17 protein-coding genes and 1 pseudogene are annotated in these 18763 nt (G+C 62.0%); 6 read left to right on the forward strand and 12 right to left on the reverse strand.

The window, feature by feature from the left end; all coding sequences use genetic code 11:
- The first annotated feature begins 10 nt into the window (after positions 1-10).
- The 4 genes from AB8B31_RS27500 to AB8B31_RS27515 are packed head-to-tail and all read left to right on the forward strand — an operon-like array spanning position 11 to position 4580.
- A complete protein-coding gene (locus tag AB8B31_RS27500) occupies positions 11-1372 on the forward strand; it encodes an aspartate aminotransferase family protein (protein ID WP_018246073.1) in 1362 nt (453 codons plus the stop codon).
- Positions 1373-1374: 2 nt separating this feature from the next.
- Positions 1375-3084 (forward strand): acetolactate synthase catalytic subunit, encoded by a 1710-nt coding sequence (locus AB8B31_RS27505; protein ID WP_018246072.1) that lies wholly within the window; start codon positions 1375-1377, stop codon positions 3082-3084.
- The gene (gene fabG, locus AB8B31_RS27510) at positions 3081-3857 is read left to right on the forward strand and encodes a 3-oxoacyl-ACP reductase FabG (RefSeq protein WP_018246071.1); all 777 of its coding nucleotides are present in this window, start codon (positions 3081-3083) and stop codon (positions 3855-3857) included. The genes AB8B31_RS27505 and fabG overlap by 4 nt, the downstream gene beginning before the upstream one ends.
- Before the next feature lie 39 nt (positions 3858-3896).
- Positions 3897-4580 (forward strand): response regulator transcription factor, encoded by a 684-nt coding sequence (locus tag AB8B31_RS27515; RefSeq protein ID WP_018246070.1) that lies wholly within the window; start codon positions 3897-3899, stop codon positions 4578-4580.
- A gap of 59 nt (positions 4581-4639) precedes the next feature.
- Here the strand turns inward: AB8B31_RS27515 and AB8B31_RS27520 are convergent, their stop codons facing one another.
- From AB8B31_RS27520 to AB8B31_RS27575, 12 genes and pseudogenes are all read right to left on the reverse strand, one after another.
- Positions 4640-5353 (reverse strand): RNA polymerase sigma factor, encoded by a 714-nt coding sequence (locus AB8B31_RS27520; RefSeq protein ID WP_018246069.1) that lies wholly within the window; start codon positions 5351-5353, stop codon positions 4640-4642.
- Between the two features lie 45 nt (positions 5354-5398).
- Complete coding sequence (locus AB8B31_RS27525) at positions 5399-5725, reverse strand: cupredoxin domain-containing protein (protein ID WP_018246068.1); 327 nt, start codon at positions 5723-5725, stop codon at positions 5399-5401.
- 8 nt (positions 5726-5733) lie between these two features.
- Complete coding sequence (locus tag AB8B31_RS27530; protein ID WP_026188729.1) at positions 5734-6255, reverse strand: DUF4142 domain-containing protein; 522 nt, start codon at positions 6253-6255, stop codon at positions 5734-5736.
- A gap of 151 nt (positions 6256-6406) precedes the next feature.
- A pseudogene (locus AB8B31_RS27535) lies at positions 6407-6520 on the reverse strand (DUF488 family protein); the annotation flags it as partial.
- A gap of 395 nt (positions 6521-6915) precedes the next feature.
- Positions 6916-8361 carry an aldehyde dehydrogenase gene (locus AB8B31_RS27540; RefSeq protein WP_018246066.1) on the reverse strand — a complete coding sequence of 482 codons (1446 nt, stop codon included), beginning with the start codon at positions 8359-8361 and terminating at the stop codon, positions 6916-6918.
- Between the two features lie 23 nt (positions 8362-8384).
- Complete coding sequence (locus AB8B31_RS27545) at positions 8385-9170, reverse strand: coniferyl-alcohol dehydrogenase (protein WP_026188728.1); 786 nt, start codon at positions 9168-9170, stop codon at positions 8385-8387.
- Positions 9171-9209: 39 nt separating this feature from the next.
- Entirely contained in the window at positions 9210-10247 is a 1038-nt protein-coding gene (locus AB8B31_RS27550; RefSeq protein ID WP_018517497.1) for a branched-chain amino acid ABC transporter permease, read from the reverse strand.
- The gene (locus tag AB8B31_RS27555) at positions 10244-11158 is read right to left on the reverse strand and encodes a branched-chain amino acid ABC transporter permease (protein WP_018246063.1); all 915 of its coding nucleotides are present in this window, start codon (positions 11156-11158) and stop codon (positions 10244-10246) included. The genes AB8B31_RS27550 and AB8B31_RS27555 overlap by 4 nt, the downstream gene beginning before the upstream one ends.
- Positions 11155-11883, reverse strand: a complete 729-nt coding sequence (locus AB8B31_RS27560) for an ABC transporter ATP-binding protein (protein WP_018246062.1) — start codon at positions 11881-11883, stop codon at positions 11155-11157. The genes AB8B31_RS27555 and AB8B31_RS27560 overlap by 4 nt, the downstream gene beginning before the upstream one ends.
- Positions 11880-12635 (reverse strand): ABC transporter ATP-binding protein, encoded by a 756-nt coding sequence (locus AB8B31_RS27565; protein ID WP_018246061.1) that lies wholly within the window; start codon positions 12633-12635, stop codon positions 11880-11882. Before AB8B31_RS27565 ends, AB8B31_RS27560 begins: the two co-directional genes overlap by 4 nt.
- Positions 12636-12639: 4 nt before the next feature.
- The gene (locus AB8B31_RS27570) at positions 12640-13959 is read right to left on the reverse strand and encodes an ABC transporter substrate-binding protein (protein WP_018246060.1); all 1320 of its coding nucleotides are present in this window, start codon (positions 13957-13959) and stop codon (positions 12640-12642) included.
- Positions 13960-14028: 69 nt separating this feature from the next.
- Positions 14029-15492, reverse strand: a complete 1464-nt coding sequence (locus AB8B31_RS27575; RefSeq protein WP_026188727.1) for an aldehyde dehydrogenase — start codon at positions 15490-15492, stop codon at positions 14029-14031.
- Between the two features lie 247 nt (positions 15493-15739).
- On the opposite strand from AB8B31_RS27575, the gene AB8B31_RS27580 reads away from it, so the two are divergent.
- Together AB8B31_RS27580 and AB8B31_RS27585 are read left to right on the forward strand one after the other, a co-directional pair.
- Complete coding sequence (locus AB8B31_RS27580; RefSeq protein WP_018246058.1) at positions 15740-16639, forward strand: helix-turn-helix transcriptional regulator; 900 nt, start codon at positions 15740-15742, stop codon at positions 16637-16639.
- Between the two features lie 241 nt (positions 16640-16880).
- Positions 16881-18584: an adenylate/guanylate cyclase domain-containing protein gene (locus tag AB8B31_RS27585; protein ID WP_018246057.1), complete on the forward strand. Its 1704-nt coding sequence runs from the start codon at positions 16881-16883 to the stop codon at positions 18582-18584.
- The last annotated feature ends 179 nt before the right edge of the window (positions 18585-18763 follow it).

Genomic DNA, 18763 nt, shown 5'->3' on the forward strand with positions numbered 1-18763 from the left:
AGAAGATCGAATGTTTCACCCTTATATCTTGCGCGACGGCCGGGGATTTCCCCGGTCGAGGTCCGAACATTTCTTCAAAAAGGGTCGCCGCGTGTTTCCAACCGGGATCACGCGCGTCACCGTCGATCATGAGCCCAGCCCGCTCTACATTTCGCGCGGGGAGGGGGCCTATCTCATCGACGTCGACGGCAATCGCCTACTCGACCTAAACAATAATTTCACGACGCTGATTCACGGCCATGGTTTTCTTCCAGTTGCCGACGCGGTTGCAGATCTTCTTCATCGCGGCACATGTTTCTCTAACCCGACCGAGCACGAAATCACGCTGGCCGAGCTGTTGATCGAGCGCATTCCGGCTATCGAACATATTCGCTTTGTCAGCAGCGGGACCGAGGCTGTGATGTTTGCGATCAAGGCCGCTCGCGCCTTCACTTGCCGGCCCGGCATCGCACGGATTGAAGGCGCCTATCACGGCGCTTACGACTGGGCGGAAACGGGGCAGGCGGTGTCGCCGGCTATATGGAACGATCCCTCGGTGTCTCAGGCCGTACCGGCCTATCGCGGAATGCCCCGTTCGGTAAGGGACGAGGTAACGGTTATCCGCTTCAATGACATCGCGGATCTAGAGCGCCGAATTGCTTCGGCTGCCCCTTCACTGGCTTGTATCTTGATCGACCCGATGCCAAGCCGCGCCGGGCTGATAGCGCCTGAGCCAAGCTTTTTTGCCGCTGTCGAGGCGATCGCGAAGCAATACGGGATTCTCATCGTGGCCGATGAGGTCCTTAATCTGCGGCAGTCATATGTTGGGGCGTCGGCCCGCTATGGTCTCCACCCCGATTTGGTCGCCGCCGGCAAAATCATCGGCGGAGGTTTTCCCGTCGGGGCGATCGGCGGGCGCAAGGACGTGATGCGGGTGTTCGCAAGCGACAGCGGCAAGCCGCTGCTGCCGCAAGGCGGCACGTTTTCGGCAAATCCCGTATCGATGGTTGCGGGCCGGGTTGCCATGGAGGCGATGACGGATGGCGCTTTCGCTGCACTCGAGAGCCTTGGCGATAGAATCCGGGCTGGACTTCGAAAGGAAATCGCGCGCCACGGGGCAGCCTTCAGCGTGACGGGGGCGGCATCCTTGTTTCGTATCCATCCGAAAGGAAAGCAGCCAACGGACTTCCGCGAGGCGTATCTCGCCCCGGAAGAGGCCGAGTTGATGGGGCGGCTCTCCAGGCATTTCCTCAGTTGCGGCATCCTGCTTCCCAATGGCGCTGCGGCGTGCCTTTCGACGGCAATGACAACTGCGGACGGTGATGCGGTCGTCTCAGCCTTCGCAGACTTCCTTTCAATCCTCGAAGCAACTTCAACCGAAGCAGGCATGTGACCATGGCAACTGATCATCTAACCGTCGCCGAGCGGATCGCTCTTTCCCTGAAGAGGCACGACGTCACCCATATCTTTGCTCAGAGTCTGCCTTCGGCGGTTATCCTTGCGGCCGAAGCAATCGGCATACGTCAAATCGCCTACCGTCAGGAAAACATGGGCGGGACCATGGCCGACGGGTATGCGCGGCTGTCAGGCAAGGTCGGCGTTGTAGCAGCGCAGAACGGACCTGCGGCAACGCTTCTCGTTCCGCCGCTGGCCGAAGCGCTGAAGGCTAGCGTTCCGGTCGTTGCTCTCGTTCAGGATGTGGAACGAGATCAGGCTGATCGCAATGCATTCCAGGAACTCGATCATCTCACCCTGTTCCAATCATGCACGAAGTGGGTGCGCAAGGTGCTCGTTGCTGAGCGGATCGACGACTATGTCGATGCTGCTTTCACGGCAGCCGCCTCGGGCCGGCCGGGACCGGCAGCTCTCCTGCTCCCCGCCGACCTCTTGCGTGAGCAGATCTCCCCTTCGCTGTTTCGTCGTGAGGCTGTGCTTGGCCACTGGCCACTCGATCGGTTGCGTCCACGCGATAGCGACATCGAGCACGCAGCCTCGATGATCGCCGCAGCCCAGGCGCCCATCGTCATCGCCGGAGGAGGCGTCCATGCAAGCCATGCCGCCGGCGAGCTTTCGGCGCTACAGGACGAAGCCTCGCTTGCCGTCCTGACGACCAATATGGGAAAAGGCGCGGTCGACGAATACCACCCGCTGTCAGCTGGCGTTCTCGGTGCTCTCGTCGGGCCGAGATCGCTTGGACAGCACGCGCTTGCCCTCGTCGAAGAAGCCGATCTCGTCATTCTGGTGGGGACGCGAACCAATCAGAATGGCACTGACAGTTGGCGCCAAATTCCCCGGTCCGCGTCAGTCATCCACATCGATGTCGATCCCACCGAAATCGGACGTACCTACGAAGCGGTCAGATTAGCAGGCGATGCGGCCGAAACTATCAGCGCGCTTCGCCGCGCGCTTGCCCGACGCGATCTCTCTTACCGCGCATCGCAGCGCGACAAGTTGACGGCTCGGATTGCGGGTTTCTGGCGCGCGTTTGACATGGAGCGACGATCTATTGCCCGTTCGGAGAACAGTCCGATCCGTCCCGAGCGAGTCATGTCCGACCTGCAACAAGTATTGACGGCAGAGACGACCGTTGTTGCCGATGCGAGCTATTCCTCGATGTGGGTCGCGGGCCAGCTCCGAGCCCTTTCGGCCGGCATGCGCTTCCTATCGCCGCGGGGCCTTGCCGGACTTGGGTGGGGCCTGCCACTTGCGCTCGGCGCGAAAGTGGCAAAGCCCGACAAGCCGGTCGTTGTCATCGTCGGGGACGGCGGTTTCGCGCATAGCTGGGCGGAGTTGGAGACCATGGTGCGGAGCAAGCTTCCGGTACTCATCATCGTGTTGAACAACGGTATCCTTGGCTTCCAACGTGATGCGGAAACTGTCAAGTTCGGCAGCTTCACGACTGCCTGCAGTTTCGCGGACGTCGATCATCGGCGAATTGCGGAAGCTTGCGGCTGCCCAGCAGTACGCATCTCGGATCCCGCCAACCTTTCTCAATACCTTGAGCGCGGTCTCTCTGGAGACGGGCCCTTGCTGATTGAGGTAATAACAGAGGCCGCCGCCCATCCGCCCCTTTCGCTGTTTACTGGAATGGATCAAGCGGCATGAGCCCTGGTGGCAGTTCGCATGTTGCGGTCATCAGCGGTGGCACGACTGGGATCGGTCTTGCCACTGCGTTTCGACTTCTCAGGGCCGGTCATCGGGTTGCGGTCTTCAGCCATGGTGAAGCAAGCGTCATGGCCGCGGGCTCTGCGCTTGCCGAGGCTTTCGGGCCAGAGCGCTCGCTTACGAGAAAGGTCGATCTCCGCGAACCGGCGGCGATCAATTCCTTTTTCGGCGAAGTCACCCGTGTCCTAGGCGCACCTGGGATCCTCGTTTGCAACGCGGGGATTTCGCCGAAAAGTCCTGACGGCCCTCTTCACGTCGCCGACCTTACCCTTGAAGAGTGGAACGACGTGCTCGCCGTCAACCTGACAGGGACGATGTTGTGCTGCCGAGCCGCTCTGCCCGCCATGAAGGAAAGCGGTTTTGGACGGGTCATATTCGTTGGATCTCTTGCCGGCCGGACGATACCGCGGATCGCCGGCGCGAGCTACGCGACGTCCAAAGCCGCACTTTCAGGATTATCCCGCGTGCTGGTCTCTCAATATGGCTCCTACGGCATAACATCGAATGTCGTGGCGCCAGGTCGCATCCTGACGCCACTCACAGGCTCCCCGCAAAGCAAGACCAACATCGACGCGCTCGCCCGTATTCCGGCGGGGCGGCTCGGTGCACCGGACGACGTCGCCGCGGTGATCGCGTTTCTGGCATCGGAGGATGCACAGTTCGTCAACGGAGCCATCATAGATGTCAATGGCGGCGAGTTCGCAACGAGTTAGGGCTTGCCGCATCGTCAACCGACAGAAGAGGCGATAGACATGACCCCGGTCATTCTGGTCTGCTCACAGGACGCCGAGCTTTATCTGCTCCTCGCGCATATTCTGCGTAGTGAAGGCTTTGAGGCTCGTCTTGCTGCAAGTGACGACGATGTGGTGGACGCCTGCACATCAATAGAGCTTTCCGCCGTCGTACTGGATTGTGCAGGTTGGCCGAGTGACGTTGCGCCCCTGTGTGCGCTCTTGAAGGGCTCGGGGCTTTCCGTGGGTGCACTCATCGGCGAGGATATGCGCACGCAGCACCTGCAATTGATCAAGGCGGGCCTCGACGAAGGCATCACGCGTCCTCTGTCGCCTGCAAAGCTTCTCGCCTTTCTGCACGACATAAGCCCTCGGCCGGCGGTTTCGACTCTGCCAAATTGCGCTTCCGCCGCCGAGATTGTCTTCGGGCCGCACGCAGTCGTGGTTTCAGGCAAGATTGTAGCGCTTGCGCCTATTGAAATGAGAATCCTTAAATTCCTAATCGAAAGGCAAGGGCAGATCAGTACCCGCAAGCAACTCATCGAGGCCGTTTGGCCAGTTCCGCACGCTGTAGAAAGCCGGACCGTTGACGTGCACATTGGCCGGCTGCGAAAAGCGTTTGCAGGACTCCGCAATCTGAGGATTCGCACTGTCTATGGCGCGGGTTACGCGCTCGATACCACGATTAACCTCCGCATGTTTTAGCGCCCCGCGACTACCATGGCAGGCGTGCGTGGCAAGCTGCCCGCTGATATTGCGAGACATCATAACGTCTTGTGACGAAGGGCAGCGATGACGCGGTCGGCCATGAAAGCGCAACGGGCGCCATCGAACGGGAACAGGGCCGAGAATGCGCCGGAGAGCTGCTTTTCGATCGAATGGCGCATCATCTTGCGCGCCCGGTGCAGCCGGGTCTTGGCGGTTTCGGGTCTTATGCCGAGGTAAGACGCGGCCTCGTCTGTGCTCATGCCCTCGACATCCCGGAGCACGAACACGGCGCGAAAATCATCCGGGAGTTCGTCGACCGCATTCTCGAGGAGATGCCGCGCCTGGCTCCTGGCGAGCTCGGTTTCCGGATTGGTTGCTGACAGGGAGGAGGGAAACTGTAACACTTCGCCACCTGGCGCCATCGTCTGCATATCGATTTCCTCGAGCCCGGTGGTGTTCTTTCGGGCCCGCACGCGACCCAGCGCCTCGTTGAGCGTAATGCGGGTCAGCCATGTCGAAAGTTGCGCCTCGCCCCGGAACGTCGCCAGATTAGTGAATGCCTTGATGTAAGCGGCCTGGACGACATCTTCCGCCTCCGCATCGTTACGGATGACGGCGCGCGCCGTCCGGAACAGGCGCTGATTGTGACGCTGAACTATGGTGCGGATGGCGGGCTCGTCGCCTGCTTTTGCCAAGGGCACGAGATCGGCGTCGGACAGTATCGACATCTGCTGCCGGTGTCGCTCGGCCGGAATCGGAATGGCTATCATGGGGAATTCTCCGCCCGCTCGCGCATCTTTCGATTGGAGCCCGGCCTATGGCCGGACGTCCAGCTTGCCCGTCATAGCGGGATGAAAACGACAATAAAAATCAATCGCTCCCGCTTGGGCGACCGTCATGCGGGCTTCCGATGTCGGCGGCAGGTCGATATCGAAGCTCTTGTCGCGAGCGGTTGCCGTGTGCCGGAATATATCATCGTTTCTCCAGACGATCACATCGCCCACATGCAGCTCGGGAGGCGGCGAGCTGAATTTCATGCCGGTGATGGTGATCTGATAGTCCGCCGCCGAGGCAACCCCGTTGCCTGCCCAAAGTAGTGCAAAGAGCAGCGGGAGCCGTAGGGATTTCATCAGCAAGCCCATTGCCATGTCTATTTGGTCTTCGAAGCCAGATGCTCGGCATGCATCTGGTGCTCCTTGAACAGGGTCAGGCCCGTTTCCAGCAGCGACTTGAGCTCTTTATTCCCAGCCGACGGGATCAAGATGTTGGCAAGCGCGTCGTTGACCGACTTGTGATAGGCGACTTCGTTTTCGACATAGGCCTTGTCGAACGCCGCGCCGTCGAGCGCCTCCAGCGTCGTCAGTTCCTTAGCTGCTTGTGTCGACAAGGACTGGCTGACGGGGTTGTCTTCGGGTGTCACCTTCAGCATCTTGACGAGAGCGAGCGCCTGATCGTTGACGGCCTTGTGGTCGCGCTCCATGGTTTTGGCGAATGCAATGACTTCGGCATTCTTGCTCTTCTTCAACGCCTGTTCTGCCGCGGTGACATCGATCTGTCCCGCTGTGTAGGCGATGTGGGCGATCTGAGGATCGGTCGGCTTGGCATCGGCGGCGATCGAAGCCGTGCCGAGTGAGGCTGCCATCAGAGTGGCGCCGAGAATTCGCTTCAACATGATCTGTCTCCCTTGTGTCGTGACCGATGCCTTCCGGCGGCAACGGTGGTGCGCCTTCGGAAGCGAACATTGGATGCAGGTTCGTCGAAAAGGTTCCCGGAAATTTCGGACACGGAAAGGGCGTGTGTCATCGACGTCGGTCACCGACGCGTCAGTCTTTGCCGATGAAGCGCTGAAGCACGATAGCGTGATTGTGGTCCACGTCTTTCGCAGCGTAGAGAAGCGTCGTGTCCGCTTGTCCGATCTGGCGTTTCAGCTCCTCCAGCAGCTTCCAAGGGAGGACTCATTTAGGAACCTTGCACGGCCTCTATGTGCTCGAAGGTTCTCGTGTGAGACTGCTCACGAGCGGAAAGCTGGACGGCAAGACACAGATCATCGGTCTCGACAGTGTGTCTGATAACACTTTGTGGATAGCGATCGAAGGGGAGTGCCTTCGGAGTTCGGATCTCTGACGAAGATTCGCGGCCAATTCCCTCGCCTCCCCATGATCTTTGGCTGAAGCTTGCTGACGCCCTGGACGGTTTCTCGATCTGAAAGGTCGACGCGGGGCATCGGCGCATGTCGCCGGTCTAAGTCTGATCGCGCCACAAACGTGAAGCCGGCGTGGCGCGATGATGCCTCGGGAGCTGATTGCCATCCGTAGCGGAATTTGCCCGCCGCTCAGAAGGGATAATGCTGGGCGGAGTCCTCAACCGTGATCCAGCGCAGGTCGGTGAATTCGGCGATTGCCGCTTTGCCGCCGAAGCGGCCGTAGCCGCTGCCCTTGACGCCGCCGAAGGGCATTTGCGCCTCGTCGTGCACGGTCGGGCCGTTAATGTGGCAGATGCCGGATTCGATCCGCGCTGCAACCGTCATTGCCCGCTGGACATTCCGGCTGAAGACGGCGGAGGACAGGCCGTATTCGGTGTCGTTGGCGATGCGGATGGCTTCTTCCTCGCCGGCAACACGAATGATCGGCTTGACCGGGCCGAAGGATTCTTCCGCATAGACGCGCATCTCGGGCGTGACATGATCGAGCAGCGTCGCCTCGACCACGGTGCCCGAGCGCTTGCCGCCGGCCACGAGCTTTGCACCCTTGGCCGTCGCATCGGCGATCAGCTCTTCCATTTTTTTCGCGGCGTCGAGGCTGATCAGCGAACCGAGAACGACGTGGCCACGCGGATCGCCGGCCGGGAGCTGGCTGGCGCGGGCGGCCAGTTTGGCGACGAACTGATCGGCGATGGTCTCGTCGACGATGATCCGCTCCGTCGACATGCAGATCTGGCCCTGATGCATGAAGGCGCCGAAAATGGCGGCATTGACGGCACCGTCGATATCGGCGTCGTCGAGGATAACAAGCGGCGCCTTGCCGCCCAGTTCAAGAAGGGCGGGCGTGAGATGTTTGCCGCAGGTCTCGGCGATGATCTTGCCGACCTTGGTCGACCCGGTGAAGTTCACGCGCCTGACGGCCGGATGGGCAATCAGCGCGGTGACGATCTCGGGCGCATCTTCCGGCGCGTTGGTGAGAACGTTGATGACGCCGGCCGGCAGGCCTGCTTCGGTCAGCACTGTGGCAATCAGCCGGTGCGTGCCGGGGCATTGTTCGGATGCCTTGAGGACGACGGTGTTGCCGCAGGCGATCGGCATGGCGATGGCGCGGGTGGCGAGGATGACGGGCGCGTTCCAGGGGGCAATTGCCAGGCAGACGCCGACGGCCTGGCGAACGCCCATGGCGAGCGTGCCGGGTTTGTCGGAAGGGATGATTTCGCCGGTGATTTGCGTCGTCATGGCGCCGGCCTCGCGCAGGATGTTGGCGGCGAGCATGACATTGAAACCGGCCCAGGGCGCGGTAGCGCCCGTCTCCTCGATCATCAACTGGGTAAACTCGCCCACTTTGGAATCCATGATGTCGGCAGCCTTCATCAGGATGGCGCGGCGCTGGCCGGGGCCGGTCTTCGACCAGGCGCCAAAGGCAGCGGAGGCGGCATTAACGGCCGCGGCAACATCGTCCAGGCTTGCCGCTGCGGCGCGGCTTGCGAGCTTCTCGGTGAAGGGATCGATGCGATCAAAGGTCCGGCCGCCGGAGGCTGCGCGGTCGGCGCCATTTATGAGGAGGGAAATATTCATCGGAGATCTCCTGGGGACAAGAACTAGAAGCCGAGAACTTCGGCGTTGATGGAAGCTTCGAGGCCGCCGTCGACGGCAATGTTGGTGCCGTTGATCCAGCGCGCACCATCCGAGCAGAGGAAGAGCACGGCGGGTGCGATATCGGCGGAGGTGCCGGCGCGGCCGACGCGGGTGATGTCGCTATCGACCCTGGCGTCGCCGAGCACGGCACGGAACTGCTTGAGGATCGGCGTTTCCACCGGCCCGGGGCTGACGGCATTGACGCGGATGCCACGGTTTTTGAACAGCGGCTGATGGGCGGCGCGCATGGTCCAGAGCAGCAGCAGTTCCTTGGAGAGCGGGTAGGCTTCCTCGTCCTTGAGGCCGTGCTCGGCGACAATCGCCGCCACCTCGGGAAAGCCGTCTATGCCGGCGAGCGACTTTGCCCGCTCGAGATTGGCGCGCCAGCCGTAGCCGGCGATCGAGGCGACGTTGACGATGGCGCCGCCTTCGCGCAGGCGGGGTGCCACGGTTTCGGAGAGGGCGCGAAGCCCGTAGAAATTGACGGCGAGCGTCGAGACGACGCCGGTGCTGCCGGAAAGGCCGGCGACATTGGCGAGCGCGTCGAGGCGCACCGGAAGCTGCGCAACGATGTCGGCAACGCCTGATGCGGTGGACAGATCACCCTTGATGAAGGCGGCACTTCCACTGGCAGGCTCGCGGACATCGACGCCAATGACCTCGGCGCCCATCTGGCCGGCCAGTTCCGCCGTGCGGGCGCCGATGCCGGAAGCCACGCCGGTCACCAGGATCGTTTTACCAAAAAGCATGAACGTCACCTTTCGCAAGAGATCCGGACGCAAGCCGGCTCATTCTTCCCATTGGATTTTATGCGGACCGGGCAATTTCAGCCGATAGCCGACGGGCAGAAGTTGAAAATCGAAACGGCGCTCGATTTCGCCCCAAAGGCCGCGCGGCAGGTAGAGCGAGAAAATCACGGCGGTGGCGCCGAGGCCGATCAGGTACCAGACGCCGGCTGCGCCGAAGAAGGTCTCGATCACGAAGAACAGGATGGCGCCAAGGATCGCGCCTTCGAACTTGCCGATCCCGCCGACCAGCACCATGAAGATCATGTAGGCCGTCCATTGGACGCTGAAATAGGTCTTCGGCTGGAAGGTGGTGGCGGTCGCCAGCCACAGGCCTCCGGCGACCGCGATGCCGAAGGCGGCGAGCACGAAGAGCAGCCGATTGGTGGCGATCACGCGCACGCCGAGCGAGGTTGCCGCCTCCTCATTGTCGCGGATCGCCTGCATGGCGGCACCGGCGCGGCTGCGCATCAGGAGGAAGAGAGCGCCGAGCAGGGCGGCCATGGCTATCAAGGCGAGCCAGTAGATCGTTGCCCGCCGCATGTTGCCGTCATAGACATTGAGCGAAATCAGCGAGGTTCCCGTTTCCCCCTGGATCAGCCGGTCGAGATTGACGAGCAGATGGGCAAGTTCGGCTATGACCCACATGCCGATCGCGAACTCGCCGCCCTTCAGGCGCAGCATGAACAGCGAAAGCGGGATTGACAGGACGCCGGTCACGACCGCGGCGGCAAACAGCGCGACGAAGGGATTGAGCCCCGCATCGGCCAGCCGGATGGTGAAATAGGCGCCGAGGCCGAAGAACACCTGCTGGCCGACCGAGACGAGCCCACCGAAACCGGCAAGCGCATTCCACATGGCGGCAAGGATCACGTAGATGAACAGGGCTGTCATCCGGTCGATCGCACCGGCGCCGAGCACGGCGGGGGCAAACATCAGCAGGGCGAGCACCGCGGCCATGCAGCCAAGCGCCACCCGCGACGATTTCGTCCAGCGCTCTATCGATATTCCGGTGGAGGCAAGGGTCGCGTTGGGGCTCATGTCGGGCTCCGGAGACGGGTGCGCAGTTTGAGAGAGGCGCCAAATTTATCGAGAACCGGCATGCCGAACCGGGACAGCCTGACGAAAAGCACCAGCAGGAACACGGCATGGCCGCCGATCAGGAAGCCTTGCGGATGCAATTGCGCGCCGAGCGATTGGGCAAGACCGAGAACGATGCCGCCGGCAAGCGTCCCCCATAGTGATCCCGCTCCTCCAATGACGGCCGCCTCGAAGGCGAAGAGAAGCTGTGGGCCGCCGGCATAGGGGCTGAAGGTTGCCCGCATCCCGAGAAAAGCACCGGCGATCCCGACCGTGACCATGGTGATCGCCGTGGCGACGGCGTTTACCCTGCGGGCATCGATGCCGACCAGCCCGGCCGTATCGGGATCCTCGGCCGTGGCGCGGATCGCGCGACCAAGCGCAAAGCGGCTCAGGAAGAACTGCAGCCCGCCGAGAATGAGCATCGCCGTCACCATCATCAGGACGGCAAGCTTGCCGACGAAGATGTGGCCCGGAAGCTGCCAGGATGCATAGGACAGGTTGCCGATGAACGGTGCGAGCGAGCGGGTGTCGGCGCCGAACTGCTCGAACAGCAGGTTGTCGATGACGATCGACAGGCCGAAGGTCGTCAGGATCGGCAGCAGCGTGCCGCCGCGGGCGCTTCGTTCCAGGATGAAGCGCTGTAACAGCCAGCCGACGGCCGCCATGACCGGCAGCACGATCAGCAGGCCGGCGAAGGGCGGAATGCCGAATTTGGCGGCGAGCAGCCACAGTCCGTAAGCGGCTGCGACCGCCAGGCTGCCATGCGCAAGATTGATGATCCGCATCACCGAGAACATGAAGGACAGTCCGCAGGCGATGACGGCGTAGTAGCCGCCGAGCAGGATGCCCTGGAGCAGGGTGTTGATCACGATGCGCTCCTTTCGCCGGCTGCCCGGTGCAATCCGAAATAGGCCTGGGTGACGTGCTCGCGCGTGACGGCCGCCGCCGGCCTGTCGAGGACGATGCGTCCTTCCAGCATGCAGATGACACGGCTCGCCACGCTCATGGCGCGGGCGAGATCCTGCTCGACGAGCACGATGGTCGTCCCCGACGTGAGCAGTGACTGCAACTGGGCATAGACGCGATCGACGACCAGAGGCGAAAGTCCGAGCGAGACCTCGTCCAGGAGAAGAATATCGGGATTGCTCATCAGCGCCCGGCCGATGGCGGTCGCCTGCTGTTCCCCGCCCGAGAGGTGTCCGGTTTTGGCGTGACGGCGGGGTTTCAGGTTCGGAAAGGCGTCGAGGACACGATCGATGTCCCAATCGCCCTTGCGGCCGGAGGTCTTTCCGAGAAGCAGGTTTTCCTCCACCGTCATCTGTGAAAACAGGCGCCGGCCTTCCGGCACCAGAGCGATGCCCTTGGCGATCCGCTTGTGGGACGGGACGGCGGCCAGATCTTCGTCGTTAAGAAGGATGCTGCCGGAGGATGGCAGATGGGCGCCGGCGATCGATCTGAGCAGCGTCGTCTTGCCCGCGCCGTTCGCGCCGACCAGCGCCAGCACCTCGCCCTTGCCAATATCGAAACTGACCCCGCGCACTGCCTGGAGCAGGCCGTGGCGAACGTCGAGGTCGCGGATGGAGAGAAGGCTCATGCGGGTGTTCCTCCGAGATAGGCCTTGACCACCTCCGCATTGCTCATGACCATTTTCGGTTCGCCATCGGCGATGATCCTGCCGGCATCCATGCAGATCAGTCGCTCCGCCACCTGCAGGAGGATGTGAACGATATGTTCGATCCAGACGATGCCGATGCCGCGGCGGCGCAATTCGAGGATGGTTTCGACGAGCTCGCTCGCCTCGCCATCGGTCAGGCCGCCGCCGATCTCGTCGAGCAGCAATAACCTCGGTTGCGTGGCAAGCGCACGAGCAAGCTCCAGGCGTTTGCGATCCAGCAGACCGAGCGTGTCGGCAGGGCGGTTAGCCACCCCGAGCATGCCGCAAAGGGAAAGTGAATCCACCACACGCTCATAGGCCTCGTCGCGGCTTGCGGCACTGCCGTGCGATGCGGCGACGAAGACATTTTCGAAGGTCGTCATGCCGCTGAAAGGCTTGGGAATCTGATGGGTCCGGACGAGCCCGGAGCGGCAGCGTTCCGCCGCCGTCCGGCTCGTGACGTTGGCGCCGTCGAAGGTAATGCTTCCCTCATTCGGCGGGAAGGCGCCGGCGAGCACGTTGAGCAGGGTCGTCTTGCCCGCGCCGTTCGGCCCGACAATGCCGACCGCCTCGCCATCGCCCATGGAAAAATCCAGATTCTCCAGCACCACAAGCGCGCCGAACCGCTTGTGGATCCCCTTGGCCGAGAGAAAGGCTCCCCCCGGCCGCCTTTGCGCTTCCTGTCGCTGCACTTGGTTATCCATTGTAAGCGGTAAGCTTGGCGCCGACCGGGACATTGGGGTCGGTGGCATTTTCGGTGACGACGTAGTCGAGCGCGAATTTCGAGCCCTCCGCCGCTTTCACCCATTGCGTGCCGATGATCGGTCCGGGAGAGACGTTGGCGACGGGGCCGCTGGTGAAATCGACCTTGCCGGCGATCGTGGTGGTCTTCAGCGTGCTGATCGCCTCGGCGACGGCCTCCTTGCTTTTGACGTCCGTGCTGGCCTTCAGTGCATCGAAGCCGGCGTCGAGAAGCGCAAGGCTGGCGCCGAGCTGCTGCGTCCACTGCTTGCCGCTGGCCGTCTCATAGCCGTCGGCGAGTTCGGTTCCGGATACGCCTGTCAGCGTGGATTTGTAGGGGAAGGCCTTGTGCCAATAGGCGGCGCTGCCGATGTTCAGGCCGAGGTCGCCGAGCGCCTCGATGTCGGAGGGAAACAGGCCCGTCTTGGCGATCTGGCAGATCTTGATCTGCTGGGTAAGGCCCTGCTGCGCAGCCTGGCGCCAGAAGGCGGCGAAGTCAGGCGGTATCGGGAACGAATTGAAGATCTCCACGCCCTCCTGCCTGAAGAGAGCGATTTGCGCGGTAAAGTCGGTGGTTCCGGTTTCATAGGCTCCCGGATCGACGATGGTGAAGCCCGCCTTGGCAAGCGCCGGCGCCAGATGGGTGCGGATCGCATTGCCGTCGGCGTCGTTGGGATACATGACGCCGACCTTCTTGTTGGTCTCGATCAGGTTCCACTGCGACACATAGGCCTTGTGGAACTCTTCGACGCCGAAGCCGAAATGATAGGTCCATTTGAAGGGCGACGGCGCGCCCGGCTTGGCGCCGCGGCCGAAATACCAGGCTTCCCAGGGCATGACCGTCGAGAGGCAGGGAATACCGGCCGCTTCGCAGGCGTCGGCCACCGGGTTGATGGTTTCGGGCGTCGAGACGGCGAGCATCAGGTCGATCGCCTGGTTGTTGATCAGGTCCTTTGCCAACTGGCCTGCGCGTGAAGGGTCAGACTGAGTATCCTGGTCGAGAATATCAACCTTCCAGGTCTTGCCGCCCGCCTGCAGGCCGTTCGCCAGCGCCTTGCGCGCCAGTTCGAGCACATAACCGTCCGTCTCGCCGAAGCCGCCGAGAGGGCCGGTGCGCGGACTGATGAAGCCGACCTTCAGCGTATCGCCGCTCTGAGCGAAGGCCGTGCGGCGGGAAAGCGCCAGCGCTGCACCGCCCGCCACGGTCGATGCGATGAAAGAGCGGCGGCTCAGCGATGCCGCGTTGAATTTTCCGCTGCGGAAAATGCCGTTCATGAATTCATTCCTCCCTCTTGATGCGGGCCTCCCAGCCCGTTCCCAGTGTTCATCCCGACCGATCTCAATTCAGATCGGGTAGTGCCGTTTTCCCGAGGCCATGGTGATCCATCTGAGCTCGGTGAATTCATCGATCGCGGCCTTGCCGCCGAAGCGGCCGTAGCCGCTTGATTTGACGCCGCCGAAGGGCATTTGCGGCTCGTCGGAAACTGTGGCTTCGTTGATGTGGCAGATGCCGGATTCGAGCCGCATGGCAACGGCAAGTGCTGTATTGACGTCGGCGCTGAAAACGGCCGCCGACAGCCCATATTCGTTGTCGTTGGCAACCGTCACAGCCTCGTCGACGCTACCGACCCGGATGATCGCCGCCACCGGTCCAAAGCTCTCCTCGCGGTAGATGCGCATGGCAGGCGTCACGTGATCGATGACGGTTGCGTCCATCAGCGTGCCGTTGGCCTGGCCGCCGCAGACGAGAACCGCGCCCTTCTGCAGGGCATCATCGACGAGCGACCTGACACGCCGGACGGCCTCAGTGTTGATCAGCGTGCCGAGCGGCGTGTTGCCGTCCTTGGGATTGCCGGCGACAAGGGTTGCGGCCTTCGTTCGGAATTTGCCAACGAAGCCGTCGGCGATCTCGTCCATGAGGATGATCCGTTCGGTCGACATGCAGATCTGGCCCTGGTTCATGAAGGCGCCGAAGGCGGCAGCACTCACGGCCTCATCGATATCGGCGTCGGCAAGGACGATGAACGGCGCCTTGCCGCCGAGCTCAAGCAGGCAGCGCTTGAGATGCCTTGCCGCGGATTCGGCGATGATCCTGCCGACACGGGTGGAGCCGGTGAAATTGATGCGGCGCACGGCCGGATGGGCGATCAGCGCGTCGACGACGGCGGCGGCATCGCTCGGCGCATTGGAAACGACATTGACGACGCCGCGCGGGAAACCGGCGTCACAGAGGATGTCGCCGATCAGGCCATGGGTCTTCGGGCAGAGTTCGGAGGCTTTCAGGATAACCGTGTTGCCGCAGGCAAGCGGCATGGCAACGGCGCGGGTGCCGAGGATGATAGGTGCATTCCAGGGGGCAATGCCGACGCAGACGCCTGCCGGCTGGCGGACCGCCATGGCGAGGCTTCCCGGAATGCCTGAAGGAATGAGCTCGCCTGATATTTGCGTGGTCATCGCCGCCGCCTCGCGAAGAATATCCGCGCCAAGGCCGCAATTGATCGCCGCCCATTGCGCGGTGGCGCCAGTTTCTCCAGTCATGGCGGCAATGAGTTCGGGCGTGCGGGCCTCGAGGATATCGGCTGCGGCATTCAGGAGCCTGCGCCGTTCGCCCGGGCCGATCTGGGACCAGTCCGGAAAAGCGGCCGCGGCCGCATTGGCTGCCCTTGTCATGTCGCCAACGGATCCTGCCGAAGCGATCGTTGCGACGTCGCCGGTCAGCGGATCGATGCGTTCGAAGGTGGCCCCTTCGGAAGCATCCATCGCCTCGTTGTTGATCATCAGCTTTGCCGCGAACACTGTTCCATCCATTTGCCAGGCATTGGCGCCACGTACTGGCGCCACATGCCGGTTTGCGTTGTTGCCATGGGAGAAAACGAGCGGACGCGGCGCCACGAGGGTCGCCTGACGGTTCCTGCATCTGTTGAAGAGCCTCCTCCCAAAGGCTGATGAGAAAAGGTTACGCCGATCTGGCGCGGATGGAATGCGATTTATTGGGTTAATATTGTAATTATCCGGCGATTACAGCATTGTTTGACTTGGGGAGTGGAGGAGAAGCTTGGCAACGGACGGAGGGATTCATCACTATGCCAGGGGCGAGTGGCACGGGCCGTCGCTGTCGCACCGGCGTATCCGTTTTCAAAAAGGACTCTATGCCGATTTCCATCATTTCCTTCTGCTCGGCGAGGGAAGCGGGGAGCTTCATTTCGACAATGGCGACCATCGGCCGCTACACGGGCCGCTGCTTGCCTTCCTGCCTCCGCAGGCGCGATGCGACCTGTCGATATCAGCCGGAACCGCGGCCCATCTGGTCGGAGCTTCGCCGCAGATCATGGTCGATGCGATCGGCGACAAGGTGGAATCCTATTCGCTGCGCATCTTCACCGAGCAGCGCAAGCTGGTCGAGGCATTGGATCCCTCAGCTGTGGCCGAAATCAGTCCGCTGATTTCGGGCTTCGTGCGGGAATTGGGCGATCCCACCCGCTCCTCCTGGATGGTCGCATCCGCCTATATCAGGCTCATTCTGATGGCGCTGTGGCGCGGTTCCGATGGTGAGAGAAGCGAGCAGCGCGGGCAGGGCGAAACCGGATCGATCCTGCAGAGATACCGGCAGCTGGTCGAGGCCGGCTTCCGCCGGCACCGGCCGATCAGCGATTATGCCGCAGAGCTGGGCGTCACGGCCGACCGGCTGCATTCCATCTGCCAAAGGGCGCTCGGCCGCTCGCCGATCCAGCTCTTGCACGAGCGCGTTGTGCAGGAGGCAAAGCTGAGATTGGAGCGTTCGGCCCGCAATATCCAGGAAATCTCCGACAGCCTCGGCTTTCGCGACCCGACCTATTTCAGCCATTTCTTCAAACGCAAGACCGGCCTTTCACCCGCCGGCTACCGCGAGATCGCCCGCGCGTCGGCCGGCTCGGAAAACAGCATGCTGTCCTCAGGTTACGCCGATTGGCCTTAGGCTCGGGCTCATTTGGTCAAGGCTGGAATTTGCCAGACTTGGATCGGAGATCATGCTGATGCGGAACTCCAAGCCGGCGTAGGCCTGCGATGCGCCAAGAAGCGGTCGTTGCCCCGGCGTGAAGGCATGACAGATTTGGGGCCGGAAGGTGGAGATCGCCTGGATATTACCTCTTACGATTTGTTGACTCACCTGCGGTTGAACAATAACTTGCTAATCTGGTCATTAGGCTTGTCCTCACATGACGGATCAATCTATTCAGCGTCGCCTTGCCGCCATCGTCGTTGCCGATGTGGTGGGATATACACGCCTGATGGAGGCTGATGAAGGCGCAACGCTGGCGAACCTCAGGAAACTCCGTTCTGGCGTTATCGAGCCGGCTGTGATGCGCCACAACGGCCGCATCTTCAAGGTTGTGGGCGACGGCTTCCTGATCGAATTCAGTAGCGCGGTGGAAGCGGTCGCAGCAGCGTTGGAAATGCAACGGGCCACCACCGCTGTTGAGACCTCCGACCGGCGCCTGCTTTTGCGTGTCGGCGTCAATCTGGGTGATGTCATTGACGACGGTTCAGACGTCCTCGGCGACGGGGTCAATGTCGCGGCGCGCCTCGAGACGCAGGCCGCGCCGGGAGGTATCTGCATTTCAGCCAGCGTTCACGGCGAGATCGTCGGCAAGATCGGCGACCGGTTCTTCGATGCAGGCGAACGCTACCTGAAGAACCTGACTCGCCCAGTCCACGTGTGGCATTGGCCGGATGCGCTGCAGAGCATATTGCCGCTGCCCGAAATGCCCTCGATCGCTGTATTGCCGTTCACGAATATGAGTGGGAATGAAGCGGACGCGCCTTTCGTCGACGGCTTGACCGAAGACCTGATCACTGACCTTTCCCGAACGGCTGGCCTGTTCGTCATCGCGCGCAATTCCGTGTACGGCTACAAGGGCAAGCCGGTCAACGTACGGCTGGTCGCCCAGGAACTCGGCGTCCGCTACGTCCTGGAGGGGAGCGCCAGACGCGCAATGGGCCGTGTCCGCATCAATGCCCAATTGGTCGACGCGCTTGGCGGCCGGCACTTGTGGGCCGACCGGTTTGACAGGACGGTGGAAGATGTTTTCGAATTACAGGATGAAGTTAACGCCAAGATTGTTGAAGCCCTCGTCGGCCGACTGACCATCCCGCCGCAGCGCAATCGGCCGAAGAACTTTGAGGCGTACGACCTGTGTGTGCGCGCCCGCCTCCTGACGGAAGAGTCGCCGCAAACTGAGCGTGAGGCCTATATGCTGCTCCAACGCGCGGTCAAGCTCGAGCCATCATATGCCGAGGCGCTTGGTCTGCTCGCCTATAATCGTTGGCTTGCCTGGACTCATTTCGGCGAGCCCGAAGATCCCAACCGTCGGATGGCGGTGACGTCCGCGCAGAAGGCGGTCGACCTGGATCCCAACGATGCCGGCTGCCGTTACGTTCTGGGGACCATTTTGGCTTATGAGCGGCGATGGGAGGAATCGGAGGCCGCCTTCGCCAAGGCCCTGGAGCTGGACCCCAACCACGCCGACACCTGGGCCGCCATGTCGGACGTATCAGTGCTGGACGGCAGGGTTGCCGACGGACTTGCGCAGATCGAAAAAGCTCTGCGGCTCAATCCCTATCCAGCGTGCTGGTATCTTTGTCATCTTGGGCAAGCGCAATACGCCGCGCGTGACTATGAGGCGGCAGCCGCTACACTCCGCAGGGAAGACACGTATCGTACCAACTCACGCAAATTCCTGGCCGCTACGCTTGCACAGTTGGGCCACCATGAGGAGGCGCTGCGAGAAGCAGAATTGTTCCTGATCGCCCACCCTCATTTCACGATTGGGCATTGGCTCAGCTCCCAGCCGCTGCGCGATGCATCTGTACGAGACCACTTTGTTGACGGCTTCCGAAAGGCCGGCCTGCCAGAGATGTGACAGCGGGTGGGGACAATTCCGACGCGTTCGAGGACTTGATCGACGGATATGCGCTGCGCGAGAACGGCGGTCTCGATCGCAGTGCCAAGCTTCTTCAGACGCTTCACAAAACGCGTCAATCAGCCCCAGTCTTACATGACTTTTCCGCTGAACCGCCTTGCATCGTGGTGGCGATGAGC

This window comes from Rhizobium sp. 62_C5_N11_2 (genome assembly GCF_051811185.1).
Lineage (GTDB): Bacteria > Pseudomonadota > Alphaproteobacteria > Rhizobiales > Rhizobiaceae > Rhizobium > Rhizobium leguminosarum.